We start from the raw sequence: 19,851 nt of genomic DNA, 5'->3' as shown, positions 1-19,851 counted from the left end.
AGATGCAAAAATCGTTTACATATAAGTTTCATTTTACAATTGCTCTTGATTATGTAATTATCATTACTAATCTATAATTCATTCAACAATCTTCATTTCGTGCTATTAAATGCCTATTAGATTTTCTCGATAAACTTAATTACATCATCGTTGTAATTGTATTTATCATTAATTTCTCGCAATAATTCAATATCGTGAGTATGAGTTTTTCCAGTCTCGAGCAATTCGCGATATAAATCAATATAAGGAAGATTTTTACTAATAGCGTTTTTTAATTCCTTTTCTACATCATAAGAAACTTTTTTAAATCTCACCTCCGCAATCCCTGCCTCATCAATCTCAAGAATTGCATACTGAGCACGTAAGTCAGAGTTTAGCTTATTCCACTTGTAAAAAGGTTGTCCAACTGTTCCTGGGTTAATAATTAATTGATCATCGCTACTATAGCGCAACAATTGATGGTGGGTATGAGCGTAAATCGCAATATCATATTCACGATCAAATAACCGATCAAACTGTTCCTGATTATTAGTGGGCCACAAATCTCCTCCGTAATTTTTATTTTGTAAATTATGACTAATACTGATTGATAAATCATTAACCTGTTTTATTATCTGTAATGGTAAATTTTTAATATGCTTAATATAGTTTTCATCCAAGTTTTCACATTGATACTGAACTAATCTAGAAACATAAATATCAGTTGCGTTATCAATATCAATGTTTTTATTAAGAACGTCAAGAAAGCTATCTTCCCAGTTTCCTTGTACATAAGTATCAACGTTTATACTTTCTAACATTTTAAATAAATCATTCGATCCAGAACCTGGCATAATTAAATCTCCTAAAAACCAATAATCAGTCACATCTTCTTTCATAGAATCTTCGATAACTGTTTGTAAAGCAGTTGCATTTCCATGTACATCTGCCAGTAATGCAATTTTATGTTTCATGTATTTTATTCACTCTCCCTAATTCACGCTATATTCAGAATTAAATACACACGCTTTTTTCTTTCTATACTGTTTCCTCTTTCTTAACTCTACGCATTTCGTACACTTTCACTTCATTCTCCACATACGATTTTACTTTTTCAAATCCAGCTTTCTCATAACAACGAATCGCCCTCTTGTTATCTTCCCTAACTTGCAATAGAACTGCTTCTATATCAGGGTCTAAAAATGATTTACTAATAAAATACTTTGTAATCTCCGTTCCAAGCCCTTTTGAATATAAATTCGAAACGCCAATGAGAATAGAGTATTCCATCACATATATATCATCATATTTCGTCTTTTTTAATCCAACTCTACCTATTACTTCATCCTTCACTACTATTACATGATAACTTGCATGAGACCGCGACAATTTTTCGGTCCAGTACTGACGAAGCTCTTCGATTGTATATCGCTTAAATGGTTTTATATCCGCTATGTTATGTAATTTTTCATCGTTATACCATTCTAATATAACTGGTAAATCATCCATTTCTAAAAGGCGTTCTTTCCACTCCACATTTCCACCTCATCCATTTTATGTTTTCAAACTAATTAAATTGAATATGCATATTCTTTTTTAGGTAACCTTACTATCTCTCGAATAAAAGGGGATTTTTCTACAATATCCTCTAGCTGCCCCTCACTATAGACGTAAATACCACCTACATATGAACTGTACGCCTTTTTCTCAATTATTATTGCTAAATTATTATTCTCCCTCTTAAAATCACCCTCCAGCCCTTTTTGAAATGATAAACTTTTAGTACCTGAAAAATAAAGCTGAATTAACGCCACTAATTGTTTGTCCTCTGATTTTGCAAAGCACTGAACTTCATGTAAAATCATTTCATCTTGTAATGGAAGAAAGTCCTCTACTAATAAACCCTCTTCTTTATAAAAGAAATTTTGTAATTCAGGAGTATAGAATTTAAGGTTTTTTTCCATTACCTTTCGAAAAATGGATTGCAACAATAAATCTTTTCCTATTACAAACGGATGACCAAAGCCATTATTATAAAGTCCTTCTTTCATTTTCATTAGTTGTTCAATCAAAGGGATTCCAGATTCTTCAATTACAAGTTTACCATTAATAAAACGCATACTAGCAATCAGTTCTTCAATTCTTAAGCCCTCTAATTCAAGATTAGAATAATATAAATCTCTATTCCAAAAATCTAATTGATCCATGCCTAATGAATTAAATAAAAGTTCATCTATAATTAGAAAAACACCATCTTCTGTTAAAGCTTTCATTACATTATCTAATAATCCAGGGGTCTAATTTAAAATCGTGCGTATTTCTTCGTCCTCTTGAATGATTCGTATAGTCCACTCACCATGATCTTCACCTGATATTTGTTGAAAACAATGCGAATACGGACCATGGCCAATATCGTGTAGAAGTGCTACAACAGATAATAATTCCCTCTCATATTCTGATAAATGAATATCACCAATATTCGTAAGATGTTCTATCACTTTATTTACAAGTACATATACACCTATTGAATGTTCTTTCCTCGTATGTATTGCGTTTTCGTGTAAAAAGTATGTATGTCCTTGTTGTTTTATATCCGCCAACCTTTGAAATGCTTTTGTATTTATCAATTGAAGAATATATCTATCCTGAATAGATATTGGTCCATAAATCGGATCTGTAATATACATATGTTCTCCTCCTATTTTTGTAAATTAAAGACCTCCACTATTATACTTAATTTTCAGTCTATTATCATTAGAATATGAGGAATTTTTAATAATCTTTTCATTCTCTCTTCATGAAAATTGAACTTATATACTTTACTATAATCCTTATAAAGGACATAAAAGAATTGAAATAGCAATCCCCTATACAAATAAGGTATAATCTACACATAGTGAATCTTTTATGTTATTAAGTATAAGGTTCACCTATTCAAAAATACATAAACTAGAAGGTGCAACAATGGTAAGTAGTTTTATTCATTCAGTATTAACGTTTTTTGAAGGATTAGGTTATTGGGGCATTATGCTTGGACTTATGATTGAGATTATCCCAAGTGAGATTGTCCTTGCTTATGCGGGATACTTAGTATTCAATGGTAGTATCTCATTTTTAGGCGCAGTTGTATTTGGTACAATTGGCGGTGTTATTGCTCAAATTTTTATTTATTGGCTTGGACGATACGGTGGACGACCTATATTAGAACGATACGGAAAATATATTTTCATTCATAAAAAACATATAGATGCTGCAGAAGATTGGTTTAATCGTTACGGAACTGGCGTCATTTTTACAGCACGCTTCATTCCAGTAGTGCGTCATGCGATTTCAATTCCTGCTGGTATTACAAAAATGTCATTCCTACGTTTCACTACGTTAACAGCACTCGCAATCATCCCTTGGTCTATCATTTTCATTTACTTAGGTGAAAAACTAGGTGAAAATTGGGAGAATATTAATGATATCGCTGGACCATATGTGAAATCATTCGCAATTGGTGGCGTCATACTTATTGTTTTATACTTCGTTATAAAAAAATGGACAAAAAAACGTAAAAATCTTGCGTAAAAATATAAATAAAAACCGCTATACATTCATTACGAATGTTAGCGGTTTTTATTATAGGCTTAATTTTGTATTAGAAATTGCATTATTTCTTCTTTGTGCTTTAAGTCATGTTGAATGAGTGATGAAAAGTAATGATTTAATTTCACGTTTTTAGTGCCAAATTGGTAGACATTATAAAAATATTTGGTGGGAATTCGCTCAATTTCATCCACTAACTGTTTACGAGTAACACTGAATTGATTTAATAGTCCTTCTTTTGAAATACCAGATCTCGCATATTTAATTGCTCCCTTATTCATTTCCTCAACATCTATTGGAACATTTGGTACAGATTGTCCACTTATAAAGTATGGAATTCTATGCTTTATTAAAAACGCATCCCAAACGATAAAATGTGAAATCACATCTGCAATTGCCCATGAACCTTCTCTTAATGCCTGAAACCATATATCATCAGGTACTCGCTGTAATGTTTGACACCATTCTATTATATTTAACTTTTCTTCTAAAATATTTTCTTTCTTCATTATGCATTCCTTTCTCGCACTTGTAATTCATTCATATGAATATCTTCTAGGAATTATATAAAAAGCCTCCATAATTATGTGGATAAGCAACAATTCACTCATTCATTTCGTATATTATCTCAAAAAGGAGTGATTCCCCTATGCATTGGCAACAAAAAATACAATACTTAATCGGACGCCCTATCGGTATTTCCTTCATAAATGGGCAAGGAACCTCTGGTGTATTATGTTCAGCACATGATGGTCAATTATATGTGTATGAATACCTTTATCAAGCGCAGTTCGCAATGAAACATTATGATTTTAGACACATTCAAGATATACATGCCTTTCCGAATTGCCCACATCAAAATCCTCTATACTAAAAAAAGGAACAGCTTATAGCCGTTCCTTTTTCTCCACACTTATTTCTCAGTATAAAAGTTTTGCACTGCTTCATCAAAGTAAATCCAGCCTTTCCAACCTAAATGAATTGTATCTTTTAAGAAATACTTATCATATTCATGGCCAGAGAAATCGACTACTGGATACCCAGCTTTCTCAACTTGTTCCCGAACTTTTTTATAATACACTTCACGGCGCTCTTTAGGGAAACCAGCGTAATCATACCACGGTCCATTTACAGGTACAGAAATAAAGAGCGGCTTGACATTTTTCTCTTTAAAAATATTTAAAACAATTTGTAAGTCATCATATTCTGGTGATTCTTCATACGATTCATTTGCTCTAAAGTTTTTTAAACCTTTTAACTTTTTCTTCAAATTATGTTTATAGTAATATGGATTTTCAATTCCGAATGTGTTTGTAGTAGATTCCGCTTTCCCTTCTTCTTCCGCATGTTTACGTGCATCTACCCAAGAAATTGAACGTAGTCCCACATTTGTTTTTTCTTTCATCGGCTCAATCTTAAATATGGAGTTAAATAAATCTCTATGATCTAAAATATTTCGATGCATATAAGCAAGTGGTTTAACTAAACCCGCTTTTACGTTATGTTTCGTATCATTAAATACAATACCTTCTAAGGAATTTTTTAATATATCATCTTCTTGAACAACTTTATAATCTAAAAGTCGTTTCGCAATTTGCTTCTTCATTTCTACATTTATTTTATCATTAAAAATAAAATGATATGCTTGTTGTTTAGAGAAATTGTTCGTAAAATCCCCCTGCGATACACCAGTCTTTGTAAACCATTGTGGTGATAAAACAAAGACTACTTTTTTACCTTCTAACTCATCCATTGTAGATGTCATATTTAATATATGAGCTAAACTTTGTGTACCGCCAATCCCAATTAAATATGGCGTAAAACCAGCGGGATTTACTTTGAAATAATTAGACGGATGATATGCATCCATTCGTAAAAATTCAGATGAACCGTACATCGGTAAATACTGCGAATTCTCTAACATTTTCTGTTGCAAGAATACACTTTGTAATTTTTCTTTTTGTAAGGAAGTTGCCGCATCTGCTACCTTCTTATCACTAATCAGTGATACTAAACTTTTCGATGGGATGAGTATGATAATAAAAAAAAGCACACACGCTAAAATTATGGGACCAAAGGCATGCTTCATTTTCATTTTTTATTCCTCTTCCTATCGCAATTAAATTGTAACCCTTGTCTTTGACACGTCATCACTTCTCTCCTTTTTCTCTATACATGTTCCATTCTATTTATCTATTATATACATGTATGTATTTCTTTCCTTGTTCTATTAAGACCTATATATAGCGCAAGAAAATGTTTCCATAGAAACACGTTAATTATACAAGATTCTACATACATTTCACACTGAAATTTTAGTAATAATTTTATTTTTTAACAATGAAAAAACATATGAAATGTCTAGAATTCTTCGGATGATGTATTGAGTTCAAAATATGATAATAAGCGCCCGCTATAATCAACTTCATGAGTATATATAAACCTAGATTTCGTAAAAGTTTTTTCGAGTTCTCATTTGCTACTTTTACTCTAGCAATTATTCTTTTTACATTCATCATCTCTTTTGCATATTGAATGGAAGCCTTTGCTGCTTCTGACGCATATCCATTTCCCCAATATTCCGGATCAAGTAAATACATAATTTCTATTTCACCTGTTTCATCTATTTTTCTTAAACCACAATGTCCTAAAAGCTCTCCTGTATTTCTATTAACTAACAACCATACCCCGAAACCATACTGTTCCCAATGTGATATTAGTTGCATAATATAGTCCTTTGCTTCTTCCTTTGACATTCCCTTTGATTTAGCAAGCCATTTGCCAACAGCCTCTTCTTTTACTATGCTATAAAATTGATCAACATCTTCTATAATGGGCTTTCTCATGAATAACCTTTTTGTATGTATTACTTTCTTTTCTTCAAACATAAAACTTCATTCCCCTCCAAAATTTTATACAGACTAGTAAATTATACCATGTACTATTTACCCGACTTTAACTAAAAAACAGACTACCACAAACGTGGAGTCTGTTTTCTCATCCTTTATTTTTGTACATCTGCCCACTTTAAACTTGTTGCTGGTCCAAATTGATGTACGTATAAATCTTTCACATACGGCTTTTGTAAGTAAGATAATCCGCGCTGGAATACTGGAGCAATAACTGCATCATCAAGTAGCATTTTTTCAGCATCTTGTAGTGCTTTCCAGCGAGCCTTTTCATCATTACCTAATTCTGTTTTAATCTTCTTAATTAACGCATCATATTCTGGATTCGCATATTCAGTATTGTTCACACTACTTCCAGAAAGGAATACTTCTAAGTATGTCATTGGATCTGGATAATCTGGTAGCCAACGTGATAATGACATTTCATATTCTTTCTTCTTCTCTAGCGCTAGCTTTTGCGTATGTGGTTGTAATTTTACATTTACCTTTAAGCCTGGTAAGTTTTTCTCTAGCTGTTCTTTAATGTATTCTCCTACTTTCTTAAAGTTTTCTAAATCATAGTTTAATAACTCAAGCGTTACTTCATTTGTACCAGTCTCTTGCTTCGCCTTTTCCCAATATTCTTTCGCCTGTTTTACATCCGTTTTATTAAACTCACCTGCTGTACTTCTAAAATCTTTTTTATCTGGACCTTTTAAAAATCCTTTTGGCACGTAATAGTTTGCAGCAACCGATCCATCATTTAAAAATGAAGTCGCAAGTCCTTTCTTATCAAACACTGTACTTAGTGCAAGACGTGCATTTTTATTTTTAAGAATCGGCACATTTTCATTAAATCGGAAGAAGTACATAACCGGATCTGTATATTGTTTAAGCTCTTTATTATTTTTATATTTATCTACGAATTCAGTTGAAATGACAGCTCGATCAACTTTATCTGTTTCATATAAATTTACCGCAGTTGAAATTTCTTTAACAATTTGATAGTTTACTTCATCTAACTTCACTGCTTTTTTATCCCAATACTTTTCGTTTTTCTTCATCGTAAAGCTCGCTTCATGCTTCCAATCAGATAGTGTAAAAGGCCCATTATATACCGCTTTATTTGCTTCTAATCCATATTTATCACCTTGTTCTTTCGCATATTTTTCGTTAATTGGATAGAACGATGGTAAAATAAGTAATTTCGTAAAATACGGTACAGGATGTTCTAACTCTACAACGAATGTTTTATCATCCGTCGCTTTTACTCCTAATTCCTCTAACCCTAGTTGTTTCTTATTTATTTTCTCCGCATTTTTCACATCGTATGCAATGTATGCATATTGAGAAGCAGTATCCGGATTGATAAGCTGTTTCCAAGCATATACGTAATCTTGCGCTGTTACTGGATCTCCGTTAGACCACTTCGCATCACGCAAGTGGAATGTATATGTTTTCCCATCTTTACTCACTTCATATTTTTGTGCTCCAGCCTCAATCACTTCATCGTTTTTCGATAAGCGGAATAATCCTTCCATGACGTTATTTAAAACGTTAAATGATACTGCATCTGTTACTTTCCCTGAATTTAATGACGGAATTTCACCCGTTTCTAGTAACTGTAATACTTTCTTCTCATCTTTCGGCTTTGTCGTTGTTTTTTCTTTTGCGCAGCCAACTAAAATTGAAGAAACGAATAAAGTACTAACTAATGAGTAACGAACAACTTTTTTCATTTGAAAACCCCCTCTATTTTTTAAGGTAAGTAACGACGGGCGCCAGCGTATTCTTCTATATATCCTGGTGTATTTAGCGGTATAATCTCTACCGATCTTTCAGCTCTCGGTGAGTGAATCATATTTCCATCACCAATGTACATCCCCACATGATGAACACTGCCTTTCCCTTGATCATGTGCAAAGAAGATTAAATCTCCTTTTTGTAAATGTTCTTTATCCACTGCAACTCCATTTCTCGATTGCGGACCAGAATCTCGTGGAATTGTAATACCGTGCGATTTATAAATCGTATGTGTAAATCCAGAGCAATCAAATCCGAAGCCACTTGTACCAGCCCAAATGTACGGTAATCCTAAAAACATTTTCCCTGTGTTTATTAAATCATCGGCCGTCGGGGTTGGAATATCATTTTGAGAACGGTAAACCGTTCCATCATGTTTTCGTAGCCAAGCTTTCTGCCCATTTGGTAGCAACACGCGGTATGAAATCGTATCTTCACTAAGTAGCGGCAGTCGCGTATTATAGCTCACTTCAAGCGATTTATGTTTTTCAGAAGGATTTATATATAAAATGGCTGTCGGTTTTGTTACTAATACGAAAGGTTCATTTGTTTTATCTGCAAATTCTTGATTATATGTTAACTGTTTTTCAGGCATCCATCCTGGGTAGCCTTCTTCATTTCGAGGTGTTGGCTGACCATGGACTAACACTTTCACCCAATCCCCTTTTTTATCTACAACTGTTACTTCTTGGCCTAATAACGCTTGCGTTTCTAATTTATTTGCACTTGTTAACCAAAGTTTCTCATCCAGCGTCATCGACTTCGTCCACTTCCACAAATCAACTGGATTTGTAGCACTTGGTGCATCAATTGGCCGTAATGAATCAGGCGTGGTCCAAAGTGTTGCGGCAGATACATCGATAAACGCCTTACTATCTTTCTTTTCTTCAGCATTTGCTGATGTAAACGATGAAAATATAAATAAAGTTGTTAAAAATGCAGTTCCTACTTTTTTCATACATATCCCCCTTAAAAGATAATTTACTAGTCTCTTCTCCTAAGATTTACTATTCACTGTCGATTGAAGGTTTACCTTTGATCCAGAATAAGTCATTCCTTCCGGTTCTTCCATTAACCAAAGTGGCGCATCAAGATCGAAGTAATGAATATTAGGATGTGCAGCAGCTAAATGTGCAACAGCGCTAACAGAAAGAGAAGATTCCATCATGCTTCCTACCATACATTTCACACCAGCTGCTTCTGCGATATCAGCAATACGCCACGCTTCACGTATGCCTCCACATTTCATTAATTTAATATTGATTAAGTCTGCATATCTTCCTTGCACAATTTTTAATGCATCACTCGCTGAAAATATGCTTTCATCTGCCATAATAGGTGTTTGTACATGATCTTTGACGTACTTTAATCCATCCCAATCTTTCGCATGAACAGGTTGTTCAATAAATTCAATATTTAAATTGCGATTTTCCATCTCTTTAATGATAGAAACTGCCTCTTTTGGATTCCACCCTTGATTTGCATCTAATCGTAACGTCGTATTTTTTGGTACGCTATTTCGAATCGCTTCAATACGTTCTAAGTCTAAGTGTGCAGATTTCCCCACTTTAATTTTTAAAGTTTGAAATCCTTTTTCTACATGTTGCTTTGCCTCTTTCGCCATAATGAACGGTTCATCTACACTTACAGTAATATCTGTGTGAATTTCTTTTTTTCCACCTAATAATGCGTAAAGTGGAATGTTATGATATTGACAATACACATCATATAATGCGATATCTACCGCGGCTTTCGCACTTGGATTTCCAATGCAACTCATTTGGATGTGCTGTAGTAACTGCTGAAATTGAATGATATCTTGACCAATTAAATTGGAACGCATCGGCCCTAAAATTGCTTCTTCAATCCCGTTAGCGAAATCCCCCGTAATAACCGGTGTTGCAGCTGCTGCACCCTTGCCAACAATTCCTTCATCTGTATGAATATATACATCTATACTTTCTATTTCGGTTACGGTACGAAGCGCGGTTTTAAACGGTGTATGAAGATTTACACGTCTACGATTTACTTTTACATCGGTAATTTTCATTTTGTTCATCCTTTCGTTGTCTGGCAAAACGGATCCTTAATTCTCAACTTTTTTGGAGCAAAAGATCTCCGTTTTCGCTTACTTTTCATATAGAAGGTAAATGTGAAATAAAAAAATCCAGCCATAAGAAGATTCTTACGGCTGGATTTTGTCTATGAATGGGTAGACAAAGCAGCAATTTGATTATATTTTTTCTGTGCATCTTTTAATGCTACAAGTAATGCTTTTTGAGACGAACCGAAATAACGATCTTTTATTTCCATTACTAATTCTGGGTCATTAATATTTTTATGTAGAAATAAATATTTAACGAATTGAGATGTTAATGCAATTGTCGCTGAGCAATCTGCATCTACAATTTCCCCAGTCTCCTTAACAAGTACAAACGCTACAAAATAGCTTTTAAACTTTTCGGTAATGGGATTATTTTGAGGTGCTTTCGCATCCCCTACGACATAAATTGTATTTGAAGCGTACACAGCTCTCTTCCTTTCTAATACGGGATAACGGTTTTCTTAATAGTCGTATGAGTGATAAACTCAACATGGATTAAAAAATGTATCCGCTTACCTTGTATTATAATACAATTGACAGAATTTTAACAACATTTATTTTCGTATATATTCCATAAGTATAAAAACAGCTCCAGCTCTTCATTTTTACAATATGTAATTGTTTCTTGTACCATGACATTCCTACATGAAAAAACAGCTAGCTATCGCTAACTGTTCTATTACACTATTTCGGCAACACAAATATAGTTTCATTTGACTTAGAAAATTGATATTCTTTTCTCGCAAACTTCAAAATTTCTTCATCATCATCTGTTAAATTTTCTATGTTAGTCTTTAAAGAAGCCTCATCTTTCTTTAAAGAAACCAATTGTTTTTTTTGATTCGTAATTGTATCTTTTTTTTCTACAATTATTTCTTGTTGTTTCGTTAAAATAAATTGAACGTACAAAGTAGCCGCCGCAATAAATATAAACATGAATATAAATCGTCTTAGTTTTTTCTTATTAATTGCTCGATTTTCATTAGACTGTGATAGTTGTTCTTGTATATTAGGAACATTTATTCGCTTGAGTTTCCTCATTATGAAATCCCCCTAACACATATATTTTCACTACCATCGGCATGATTTCTTATTAACTTTAATTCTATTCTTATAAAATAAGCTCCTTCACAAAAATATCTCACTAATTAACCAATTAAAGATAGCATTCGACGACATTTCCATATTTACATTGCATTTTTTTATGTATGCTGGCATAAAATAGTAGTTTCTGTTATTCTTTTTCTACTATTGTAGAAGAGTTTTTTTACATACAAAGTTCTCCTTGTTTTAACATGGTTACAAGGAGAAAAGAGATGCATTTTCGTACATTCGATAAACTAGAATGACTGTTTAAGAGCTTAAGTTTAGAGCATAGATCATACCTATATACACTCAAAATAAGAAAAAAGCCCAATTTGGGCTTTTTTAATTTTGTAAATCAATATCATATTCCATATTTTTGGCCGTTTCTTCAGCGATCTCCACACCTAGCAAATTTTTCACAATATGAAATGACATGTTAATACCAGCTGAAATACCTGCCGATGTAATAATATGTCCTTCATCTACAAATTTCACATTCTCCATTACTTCTACATTCGGAAAATCTTTTTTGAAAGTTTGAATACTAGCCCAATGTGTTGTTGCTTTTAACCCTTCCAGTAAACCAGCTTTCGCGAGTAATAACGCTCCGGTACAAACTGAAGTCATTAGCTTTACTTCTTTCATTTGCTGACGAACCCAATTTATTACAATATCATTTTTCACTTCATTTTCCCGTGCGCCTTTACCACCTGGAATGATTAATATATCAACTGGTGGTAAATCTTCAATACTATAATCAGGCTTTACCTTTAATCCGTTCCTTGCTGTAATCATTTCTCCATTTTGGCTAACTGTATAAACAGTAAATGGTTTCTCTTCATGTACTTTAGTGATAGAAAAAACTTCAAATGGCCCTGCAAAATCTAACACTTCCACCTCATTAAATAAAAATATCCCTACACTCCATTTATTCATCACACGTTCACTCCCTGTTGCAAATAATGTAAAAGGTGAGTATGACCTTTTTCTAAGGCTATATCATAGGCTGTTTTCTCATCATCACACTCTTCTATATGTTCTGTTGATTATTATAAATTCCTTTTTTAATTATAGTTTACATAATAATATTATCTATTTAACATTTATCTTTTATTTTAAATATTAAAATTTCCCGCTAAAATAATGCTAATCATGTTTAGTATGGAGGAGAAATTATGTTACACGTAATACCTTTAAATAGTGAAGACTATGATTTAATTAAAGCGGCTGAAAAAGTAATCGAAAAAAACTATAAATATGGCCGTCATCATATCGGTTCAGCAGTACGCACTAAAACAGGTAATATTTATGCAGCAGTACATGTTGAAGCGAATGTTGGAAGAATAACAGTATGTGGTGAAGCTATGGCAATTGGAAAATCTATTTCAGAAGGTGATCATGAATTTGATACCATTGTAGCAGTTGCTCACCCACACCCTCATGAAGATATAGAAAAATGTTGGGTTGTTGCTCCATGTGGTATGTGTCGAGAATTAATAAGTGATTACGGAAAAAATACGAACGTTATACTTTCTTATAATGGTGAACTTGTAAAATGTAACGTAATGGAATTATTACCTGAAAAGTATACAAGTGAAGTAGAATAGTTATTCCTGTGTTCCATTCATCTTATAATATTATTCCAATAAAAAAACAATCCGTTTTAAAAACGGATTGTTTTTTTATTTCTGTTTTATGCAGTTTATTTTATTTTTCTATTTTTTAAAATAATTAAATTATCATTAACAAAAATGAAATTAAAAACATTTAAGTTTATTACATTTTTCATTTGAAAACAAAAATGCGTTTTCCCCTTACATTCGATAAATATTAATATAAAATCTCTAAAATCAGCAGTCTTATCATACCAATCTATAACAATTCTGTCTTCTTCCCTTACCTGTTTCCTTTAACACATATGATTTTAATACAAGCGACGTTAATGAATCTGTTAATGTTTTATATGATAAATTAGATAATGCCAATAGATCGTTCGTATATAACATTCTATGCTTCTCTAATAATAATAGTACTAATCGTTCAGACGGTTTTAATGCCTCATCACTTTCTAGTATAAAGTCTATATTTTTCATTTCTCTAATTATTACTCCTTATATAAAAAAATACTTACGCAACTAATTTAATATAAAAATAATACATAACAAAATTTGAAATATATTAAAATAACATTGTTTTAAAACACTATTATACTATAACATAGAAAAAGCATTTCCCGAAATAGGAAATGCTTTTTTATTGCTTATAGAATTCTTCAAACCATACATTATATTTCAAATATTGATCCGTACAATTCCCTACAAACTTCTCTGATCATTCAAAAGTATTTGTAGTACATCAAGTTCTACTAAAATGAGTTAACCATTTTCCGGCATTTTGTTCTACCTTAAATATTTCTTGCGATGTGCGGCTTACTGTAATGACTTGTTCCACCACCGCCTACTACTACTTTACCGCCTTGTTCGAAAATTAATAATTTACTTGAACCATCTGCAAGAAGTACTATTACTTCAGCATTATTACTTGTTGCTACATAAATTATATAACCACTTTTTGATATACAAGTTTCCCAATTCGCATCAAATTCTGATCTTACTACACGATTTGAATACACTTGATTTTCAATTCTATCTTGTTCTTCGTTTGCCAAATTTATCCCCTACCTCTCTAAAATATCATTTATAGAAACATTACAGTTCTATTTAAAATAGTGACTGTCTTTAATATAAATAGTATATGTAGTTAGTAGAAGGATGCTTGGACAATGAAAACGTAATAACATGTACGCAATATAATATACAATTAAAACAAGACAATCGATATTGTATCGATTGCCTTGTTTTCTTACATACTTCTTTATTTTTCTTTTCGCACAGCTTCAAAAGTAAACATTTGATTTGCATTTGACGGTTTTTTTTCAAAAACATAGTCAGCAGAGCAAGTAATATTAGAGAAACCAATACTTTCTAAAAGAAGTTTAAACTCTTCTATTCCATACCAACACACCGCAAAGCGTTGCAATTCCGTTTGTACTAACTGCCCTTTACTCCATTTTTCATATTTTAAATAGGATAGAGTAACTTGGTTCAGCCAATCTATTTCAATTGATTTATTTTCTAATGTAATTCCGTCACCATTTGGTAAAGAAAAAGTCGATGTATGAATCTCCCCCGTCTTCCAGTCATACGGAAGCATAATATCTACGATTAATCGTCCGCCTGGATTAAGGTGTTCATAAAAACATTTCAATGCATTTATAGAATCCTCTCGATTTTCAATTAAGCAAAAAGAACCAGTAGGAATAATAATTGCCTCATATTTATGCGGAAGTGAAAATTGTTGTAAGCTTCCTTCATATAAATTAGGGTGTAAGCCTCTCTCTTTGCATCTTATACGGCACGATTCTAGCATCTCAGGTGAATAGTCAATCCCATCTACTGTAAAACCAGCCTCAAGAAGCGGGATGATGACACGCCCTGATCCTACTGCTGCTTCGAGAATTCTTCCTCTACAATTTTTTAAACGTTTTTCGTAATACTCAATATCACCATTTAAAGAATAACCGACAGGCTTTGTGTAATCATAAAGTTCCGTGCAAAGTGTACTATAAAAACTAAACATTTATTTTCTCCCCCGTTTTTTACGTACGGAAGATTTAAATTCAATTAATCTCCCTGTACCTGTATTTTTAATGAAAATTCGAAAGAGCTGACTGTCATAATATATCACTCACTTTCCATAGAATATAATCATATTGTATAATATTTCCTTTGAAATACCAATGTAAATAATGAAAATTCAAACTCTTTACCAAAAGGAGGATATGATGAATTCATTCATTATATTTCTTTTACTTCTTATTGCTTTTAATGCTCTAATTTTCTTTATAGCAAAGAAATATAGGGGAATATGGAAAATTACCAGTGGCATTTTCATTCTTTCTTCCCCCATCGTTTTCTTCGCCACTTTGCATGTAATTGGTGAAAAAGTAGGAGATGGATTCGCTGGAGGTTTTGCTGGGCTTACATTTAGTGGCCTATTGATCATAAATGCAATTTTTTTATTTATTGTAAGCCTTTTTGTATCTACCAATAAACATTCACATTAAACTCTCCCTTTCAAAATGTAAAGAGGTTGTCTCATAAGTCTCTTTCGAAGTAAAATCACATGAAATTGAAAAGGAAGAAACGTTATTAAATCAACGTTTCTTCCTTTCACTTTCTATTCGGTTTTGGCTAAAAAGCACCTTTTGGGACAGCCTCTTTATCCATAACTATTTATTTCACAATTGGCAATGTCACTTCACTTAATTTCACTGTAAGCTTCGTGCCCGCTTTCGGTCTAATTGTATAATCATAGTCGCTAGCAATTAAAACGACTCCTATTTGATGCCCAGCTTTAAAGACATAATCATCTGGCTGCATGTCCCATGTAAATGTATAATCTTTGCCTGGTTGAATCGCTGTTGAATTTTCTATACTTTTTACGTTTTGTGGATCCATCCAGCCTCGTGTTACGATTTCCGGCTTCGTTCCTCCGTAATCAACAAGTAATGCTGTTAAATTTGATACAGATCGATCAATATTTCCTGTAATTGAAATCTTTGGTGTACCACTTATACGCGTATCTTTTTGCAGTACAGGCATTGTATACACTAATCGATTGGCTACTTCTAATTCTGGGTTTGCTACTAATTCGTTTGATTTCATTTTTGCATCATCTACGAATGAAAACATCTTATTAACAGAACCCATACTGAATGGTAAATTAACTGCTTTATTACTTAAATACATTCGCACTTTTGACGGTACAGCTGCTGGATCTGGCCAGTTTTTTAATTTTTCCCATGTTTTATTTTCACGTTGTACATCAACCATTGGCTCATTCATAATCCCATTTTCAATTCCATATAACCAATAATCGAACCATTTATTTTGTGTTCTTTGCCAGTCATTCGTTGATGTTCCACCGTGTCCACCTTGATGTAGCCACATTTTACGAGGAACATCATTCTCTCCAAGCGCTTCCCACCATTGCGCGAACTGCTTCGTTTTTACATTCCAATCATTTAAACCATGAACAACAAACACACTCGCTTTTACATTTTTAGCATCTTTTACATAATTTCGTTTATCCCAAAAATCATTATAATTACCAGTTTTCCGGTCCTGTCCGGCTGTTAGCTCTTTTATTACTTGTCCGCAAACTTCAGGGTTTTCCCTTGTTAATACTGCTTCTGCCATATTATCTGTATCTTCTCCTTGGTATCCACCTGGCGCAATCACTGCACCGTTTGCACGATAATAATCATACCAACTACTAATCGCTGCGATTGGTATAATTGTTTTTAGCCCTTCAACGCCTGTCGTTGCAACAGCATTTGGTAACGTACCATTATAAGAAACTCCTGTCATACCGACATTTCCCGTTGACCACTCGGCTTTAACTTCCTCACCATTTTCTGTATATGCTTTCGCACGTCCATTTACCCAATCAATAACAGATTTCGTCCCTAATATTTCTTGCTCATCCCCAGTCGTCGGACATCCATCTGATTTCCCAGTTCCAATACTTTCACCTAAAATGACTGCATAACCTCTTGGTACATAATAATTTCCATACGAACCAAGATTAACAGCTCCATACGGTTTCCCTTCATACGCATACAATTCTTCATCTACGTTATATACAGGAACATCTTTTAAACCAGCTCGATATGGACTCATTTCATATATAACAGGAACTTTCACATTTGGATCAGTTTTTGGACGCATAACTTTTACTGATACTCGATCTTTTTTTCCATCTCGATCACTATCTACTTCCGTTTCTACAAATAAATTTTCAATAATTGCTTCATCAAGCAAATAAATCGGTTTTGTCATCCCATTTTCTAATTCAATTTTCGTACTTGAACGTAACGCATCTGAAACAATTCCATTTAACTTCACGTCATGCTCATTTATGTAGTTTGTTTCTTTATTGTCTGCATACGCAGTCATACTAGAAACTCCTGACGTAATTGATAAAGATAATATTGCTGATAATGTTGCTATTTTCTTTTTCCCCATATCCTTCCCTCCCCATTTATGTCTCCTTTTACTATACAATATAATTACTGAAAATTCAGTTTATTTTTTATACAGCAACTTGAGAAATTTGTAGAACACTCTTCCAACGGGCTTTCAAGGTTATATATTCTGATTTACTGCTCTCATATAATCAATAAAAAACATCACCTATTAATAGACGATGCTTCTAATTGTATTGAATTAGTCATTCTTCATAGAAATATAAAACCGTATTTCTCCCTCTTTAGTAGATACGCCATAGTCAAAACCATGCCTTTCTAAAATACTTTTCACTATCGCTAGTCCTAATCCTGTGCCTGATTTTTCTTTACTTCGTGAAGAGTCTAAGACATAAAAAGGTTCCCAAATTTTTTCGATATCTTGAATTTGTTCTGCATTAATCTCATTTTCAATTTGAAAATATACACTTTTATTTCTATCTTCTAAAATGATTTTTATATTTTGATTTGTTGTATATTTTATTGCGTTAGAAATTAAATTTTGAAACACCATTCCCATTTTATTCAAATCCGCATAAATGACCTGATTTTTAATATTACTGTTCGTCTGCAACTGTATTTCTTTCGACTCCAGTTCAATTTTATGCTTATCTATTATACTTCGGACTAATGGTTCAATAGGGAATTCTTCTTTTTGTAAAACATCTCTTTCTAACTTCGAAAATTGTAATAGTTCTTCAATTAAGTTTGATATTTGATCTGTTTGTTTTATAATTGTATCTACGTATGTCCCATCATCTAACCCATCCTTAATTCCCATAGAATATGCTTTTACTAATGCAATTGGTGTCTTTAATTCATGCGTCACATCACCCATAAATCGTTTTAAATGTTCATTACGATCTGTTAAATCTTGATGTGCTTCATGTAGTGTATCACTCATGATATTAATACTATCGGCTAACTCCCCTATTTCATCGTTCGTTTTCACTTTTGTTCTTTTAAACTTCAAATGTGAAATGTCCTGAGCTACATCACTTAGCTCTTTTAATGGAGTCGTTATTATTTTTGAAAGTATCCACACAAGTAAAATAATAAGAAGGAGTGAGAAACAAAGAATGTATAAATAAAATGTATTTAACGTTTTTATAATTTCGTTAGAATGTGCAATAGAAGTTCCCATTAAAATTATTGTATTATCTTTTGCAATATATTTAGCGAAAAAACTTGCTTTTAACTTCTCTTGATCATACAGTTTATTCGATTGCCCTTCCGCTTTCACCTTCATGACTTCGTCTTTCGTAATCCACAGTTTATTTAAAACTACTTTCTTTTTCGTAAGTTGCATGCGTAACGCTTCGTTCATATCATCTTCTGACTGATTGATTGACGTATATGCAAACGTAACGTTATTTTCGCTTTCAATTGTACGAATTACATCTTCTAACTCATTTACAGATGTATTTTGTATTTGCATTGTAAATTCATTCAAGTTCTCTCTCGTTTTGTAAATATTATATTTCGGTAAAAGATAGTTAATTATTAATAAAGAGATCGTAAAAATAAGAATAACAGTTAAAGAAATGCTGAGAAATAGTTTTTTTCCAAGTTTATTCACTCTGCTCCTCCAAACTATACCCTAAACCACGATGCGTCTTTATAATATTTTCTCCTACTTTTTTACGTAACCTTCTTACATGTGTATCAACAGTTCGCTCTTCTCCAAAATAGTCAAATCCCCATACGATATCTAACAATTTTTTACGAGTCAAAATCATGCCTTTATGACTTAAAAAACACTTTATTAATTCTAGCTCTGTTTTTGTAATATCTAACTCTTTGTCATTTTTATAAACTTTATTTTTCGTAAAATCTATTTTCAAATCTTGAACTTGAATGACATCATCGTGCTGTATAAGCTTTTTCGCTCTAGTGATTAATACACCTGGATGAAATGGTTTTTTTACGTACTCATCTGCCCCGCTTTGAAGCGCTGCTAATTCATCTTCGCTTTCACTTTTCGCCGTAAGCATTAATACTTTTACGCTTGAGTTTTTCTTTATTTCCTTACAAACAGTAATACCACTATGTTTCGGCATCATCCAATCTAAAATAGCTAAATCAATTTTTTCATCATAAAATATTTGAAGTACTTCTTCTCCATCTTTCGCTAAGAAAACTTCGAAGCCTTCTTTCTCAAAATAAGCTTTTAAAATCCTTAGCATATCTTGTTCATCATCTGCGATTAATACTTTCATACATTATCCTCCATTGCTTTTAAACAAAAATTAATTGTATCATACAACTTCTTTGTTACATGTATGTGACAGAAAAATATTTGAACTAGTTAAGGG

General features: G+C 32.7%; 20 protein-coding genes and 3 pseudogenes. 4 read left to right on the top strand and 19 right to left on the bottom strand.

Translation table 11 applies throughout. The features are described from left to right. Positions 1 to 116 precede the first annotated feature (116 nt). From BAQ46_RS12220 to BAQ46_RS12210, 3 genes and pseudogenes are all read right to left on the bottom strand, one after another. Positions 117 to 953, bottom strand: a complete 837-nt coding sequence (locus tag BAQ46_RS12220) for a metallophosphoesterase family protein (protein WP_071741977.1) — start codon at positions 951 to 953, stop codon at positions 117 to 119. A gap of 64 nt (positions 954 to 1,017) precedes the next feature. Then, positions 1,018 to 1,515, bottom strand: coding sequence for a GNAT family N-acetyltransferase (locus BAQ46_RS12215; RefSeq protein WP_000454877.1), 498 nt, complete (start codon positions 1,513 to 1,515; stop codon positions 1,018 to 1,020). Between the two features lie 35 nt (positions 1,516 to 1,550). Then, positions 1,551 to 2,666: pseudogene (locus tag BAQ46_RS12210) on the bottom strand (HD domain-containing protein). Positions 2,667 to 2,943: 277 nt separating this feature from the next. On the opposite strand from BAQ46_RS12210, the gene uptA reads away from it, so the two are divergent. Then, on the top strand, positions 2,944 to 3,549 hold the full coding sequence (gene uptA, locus BAQ46_RS12205; RefSeq protein WP_071741976.1) for an undecaprenyl phosphate transporter UptA: 606 nt from the start codon (positions 2,944 to 2,946) through the stop codon (positions 3,547 to 3,549). A gap of 59 nt (positions 3,550 to 3,608) precedes the next feature. Here uptA and BAQ46_RS12200 read toward each other — a convergent pair whose 3' ends face one another. Next, entirely contained in the window at positions 3,609 to 4,076 is a 468-nt protein-coding gene (locus BAQ46_RS12200; RefSeq protein ID WP_061130581.1) for a hypothetical protein, read from the bottom strand. A 140-nt stretch (positions 4,077 to 4,216) separates the two neighbouring features. Here BAQ46_RS12200 and BAQ46_RS12195 point away from each other — a divergent pair, with 140 nt between their 5' ends. After that, complete coding sequence (locus BAQ46_RS12195) at positions 4,217 to 4,441, top strand: hypothetical protein (RefSeq protein WP_000558700.1); 225 nt, start codon at positions 4,217 to 4,219, stop codon at positions 4,439 to 4,441. A gap of 39 nt (positions 4,442 to 4,480) precedes the next feature. On the opposite strand, the gene dltD is transcribed toward BAQ46_RS12195, so the two are convergent. The 9 genes and pseudogenes from dltD to BAQ46_RS30640 form a co-directional block, all read right to left on the bottom strand. Then, positions 4,481 to 5,662, bottom strand: coding sequence for a D-alanyl-lipoteichoic acid biosynthesis protein DltD (dltD, locus tag BAQ46_RS12190; RefSeq protein ID WP_071741975.1), 1,182 nt, complete (start codon positions 5,660 to 5,662; stop codon positions 4,481 to 4,483). 266 nt (positions 5,663 to 5,928) lie between these two features. Then, a pseudogene (locus BAQ46_RS12185) lies at positions 5,929 to 6,455 on the bottom strand (GNAT family N-acetyltransferase). A 116-nt stretch (positions 6,456 to 6,571) separates the two neighbouring features. Further along, positions 6,572 to 8,194, bottom strand: a complete 1,623-nt coding sequence (locus BAQ46_RS12180; RefSeq protein WP_071741974.1) for a peptide ABC transporter substrate-binding protein — start codon at positions 8,192 to 8,194, stop codon at positions 6,572 to 6,574. A gap of 20 nt (positions 8,195 to 8,214) precedes the next feature. Then, positions 8,215 to 9,216 (bottom strand): C40 family peptidase, encoded by a 1,002-nt coding sequence (locus BAQ46_RS12175; protein ID WP_000755445.1) that lies wholly within the window; start codon positions 9,214 to 9,216, stop codon positions 8,215 to 8,217. Between the two features lie 39 nt (positions 9,217 to 9,255). Further along, the gene (locus BAQ46_RS12170; RefSeq protein WP_001997652.1) at positions 9,256 to 10,317 is read right to left on the bottom strand and encodes a dipeptide epimerase; all 1,062 of its coding nucleotides are present in this window, start codon (positions 10,315 to 10,317) and stop codon (positions 9,256 to 9,258) included. Positions 10,318 to 10,460: 143 nt separating this feature from the next. Next, positions 10,461 to 10,787 (bottom strand): DUF3870 domain-containing protein, encoded by a 327-nt coding sequence (locus tag BAQ46_RS12165; protein WP_000271328.1) that lies wholly within the window; start codon positions 10,785 to 10,787, stop codon positions 10,461 to 10,463. 259 nt (positions 10,788 to 11,046) lie between these two features. Continuing rightward, entirely contained in the window at positions 11,047 to 11,403 is a 357-nt protein-coding gene (locus tag BAQ46_RS12155) for an FtsB family cell division protein (RefSeq protein ID WP_001228720.1), read from the bottom strand. Between the two features lie 387 nt (positions 11,404 to 11,790). Continuing rightward, positions 11,791 to 12,387 carry a DJ-1/PfpI family protein gene (locus BAQ46_RS12150; RefSeq protein WP_000981417.1) on the bottom strand — a complete coding sequence of 199 codons (597 nt, stop codon included), beginning with the start codon at positions 12,385 to 12,387 and terminating at the stop codon, positions 11,791 to 11,793. Continuing rightward, positions 12,384 to 12,470, bottom strand: a pseudogene (locus BAQ46_RS30640) (ankyrin repeat domain-containing protein); the annotation flags it as partial. The gene BAQ46_RS12150 and the pseudogene BAQ46_RS30640, both read right to left, overlap by 4 nt. Before the next feature lie 153 nt (positions 12,471 to 12,623). On the opposite strand from BAQ46_RS30640, the gene BAQ46_RS12140 reads away from it, so the two are divergent. Further along, positions 12,624 to 13,055 carry a cytidine deaminase gene (locus tag BAQ46_RS12140; RefSeq protein ID WP_000903440.1) on the top strand — a complete coding sequence of 144 codons (432 nt, stop codon included), beginning with the start codon at positions 12,624 to 12,626 and terminating at the stop codon, positions 13,053 to 13,055. Between the two features lie 255 nt (positions 13,056 to 13,310). Here BAQ46_RS12140 and BAQ46_RS12135 read toward each other — a convergent pair whose 3' ends face one another. The 3 genes from BAQ46_RS12135 to BAQ46_RS12125 all read right to left on the bottom strand — a co-directional run bounded on the left by BAQ46_RS12135 (position 13,311) and on the right by BAQ46_RS12125 (position 15,087). Further along, a complete protein-coding gene (locus tag BAQ46_RS12135; RefSeq protein WP_000789033.1) occupies positions 13,311 to 13,541 on the bottom strand; it encodes a hypothetical protein in 231 nt (76 codons plus the stop codon). 311 nt (positions 13,542 to 13,852) lie between these two features. Beyond that, the gene (locus BAQ46_RS12130) at positions 13,853 to 14,116 is read right to left on the bottom strand and encodes a hypothetical protein (protein WP_001262613.1); all 264 of its coding nucleotides are present in this window, start codon (positions 14,114 to 14,116) and stop codon (positions 13,853 to 13,855) included. A 206-nt stretch (positions 14,117 to 14,322) separates the two neighbouring features. Continuing rightward, positions 14,323 to 15,087: a class I SAM-dependent methyltransferase gene (locus tag BAQ46_RS12125; protein ID WP_000490900.1), complete on the bottom strand. Its 765-nt coding sequence runs from the start codon at positions 15,085 to 15,087 to the stop codon at positions 14,323 to 14,325. 205 nt (positions 15,088 to 15,292) lie between these two features. On the opposite strand from BAQ46_RS12125, the gene BAQ46_RS12120 reads away from it, so the two are divergent. Next, positions 15,293 to 15,574: a hypothetical protein gene (locus BAQ46_RS12120; RefSeq protein ID WP_001083943.1), complete on the top strand. Its 282-nt coding sequence runs from the start codon at positions 15,293 to 15,295 to the stop codon at positions 15,572 to 15,574. Between the two features lie 169 nt (positions 15,575 to 15,743). Here the strand turns inward: BAQ46_RS12120 and BAQ46_RS12115 are convergent, their stop codons facing one another. The 3 genes from BAQ46_RS12115 to BAQ46_RS12105 form a co-directional block, all read right to left on the bottom strand. Then, complete coding sequence (locus BAQ46_RS12115) at positions 15,744 to 17,537, bottom strand: Xaa-Pro dipeptidyl-peptidase (protein ID WP_071741973.1); 1,794 nt, start codon at positions 17,535 to 17,537, stop codon at positions 15,744 to 15,746. 201 nt (positions 17,538 to 17,738) lie between these two features. Next, entirely contained in the window at positions 17,739 to 19,115 is a 1,377-nt protein-coding gene (locus BAQ46_RS12110) for a sensor histidine kinase (protein WP_061130575.1), read from the bottom strand. Beyond that, on the bottom strand, positions 19,108 to 19,755 hold the full coding sequence (locus BAQ46_RS12105; protein WP_061130574.1) for a response regulator transcription factor: 648 nt from the start codon (positions 19,753 to 19,755) through the stop codon (positions 19,108 to 19,110). Before BAQ46_RS12105 ends, BAQ46_RS12110 begins: the two co-directional genes overlap by 8 nt. Between the last annotated feature and the right edge of the window lie 96 nt (positions 19,756 to 19,851).

The organism is Bacillus paranthracis, from assembly GCF_001883995.1.
In the GTDB taxonomy this organism is placed as follows: Bacteria; Bacillota; Bacilli; order Bacillales; family Bacillaceae_G; genus Bacillus_A; species Bacillus_A paranthracis.
This window is presented reverse-complemented; position numbering and strand designations above follow the sequence as displayed.

Excerpts from the sequence above, each read along its gene's own strand:
- BAQ46_RS12220 (WP_071741977.1), bottom strand. The coding sequence starts at position 953 with ATGAAACATAAAATTGCATTACTGGCAGATGTACATGGAAATGCAACT.
- uptA (WP_071741976.1), top strand. The coding sequence starts at position 2,944 with ATGGTAAGTAGTTTTATTCATTCAGTATTAACGTTTTTTGAAGGATTA.
- BAQ46_RS12200 (WP_061130581.1), bottom strand. The coding sequence starts at position 4,076 with ATGAAGAAAGAAAATATTTTAGAAGAAAAGTTAAATATAATAGAATGG.
- BAQ46_RS12195 (WP_000558700.1), top strand. The coding sequence starts at position 4,217 with ATGCATTGGCAACAAAAAATACAATACTTAATCGGACGCCCTATCGGT.
- dltD (WP_071741975.1), bottom strand. The coding sequence starts at position 5,662 with ATGAAAATGAAGCATGCCTTTGGTCCCATAATTTTAGCGTGTGTGCTT.
- BAQ46_RS12180 (WP_071741974.1), bottom strand. The coding sequence starts at position 8,194 with ATGAAAAAAGTTGTTCGTTACTCATTAGTTAGTACTTTATTCGTTTCT.
- BAQ46_RS12175 (WP_000755445.1), bottom strand. The coding sequence starts at position 9,216 with ATGAAAAAAGTAGGAACTGCATTTTTAACAACTTTATTTATATTTTCA.
- BAQ46_RS12170 (WP_001997652.1), bottom strand. The coding sequence starts at position 10,317 with ATGAACAAAATGAAAATTACCGATGTAAAAGTAAATCGTAGACGTGTA.
- BAQ46_RS12155 (WP_001228720.1), bottom strand. The coding sequence starts at position 11,403 with ATGAGGAAACTCAAGCGAATAAATGTTCCTAATATACAAGAACAACTA.
- BAQ46_RS12140 (WP_000903440.1), top strand. The coding sequence starts at position 12,624 with ATGTTACACGTAATACCTTTAAATAGTGAAGACTATGATTTAATTAAA.
- BAQ46_RS12135 (WP_000789033.1), bottom strand. The coding sequence starts at position 13,541 with ATGAAAAATATAGACTTTATACTAGAAAGTGATGAGGCATTAAAACCG.
- BAQ46_RS12125 (WP_000490900.1), bottom strand. The coding sequence starts at position 15,087 with ATGTTTAGTTTTTATAGTACACTTTGCACGGAACTTTATGATTACACA.
- BAQ46_RS12120 (WP_001083943.1), top strand. The coding sequence starts at position 15,293 with ATGAATTCATTCATTATATTTCTTTTACTTCTTATTGCTTTTAATGCT.
- BAQ46_RS12115 (WP_071741973.1), bottom strand. The coding sequence starts at position 17,537 with ATGGGGAAAAAGAAAATAGCAACATTATCAGCAATATTATCTTTATCA.
- BAQ46_RS12105 (WP_061130574.1), bottom strand. The coding sequence starts at position 19,755 with ATGAAAGTATTAATCGCAGATGATGAACAAGATATGCTAAGGATTTTA.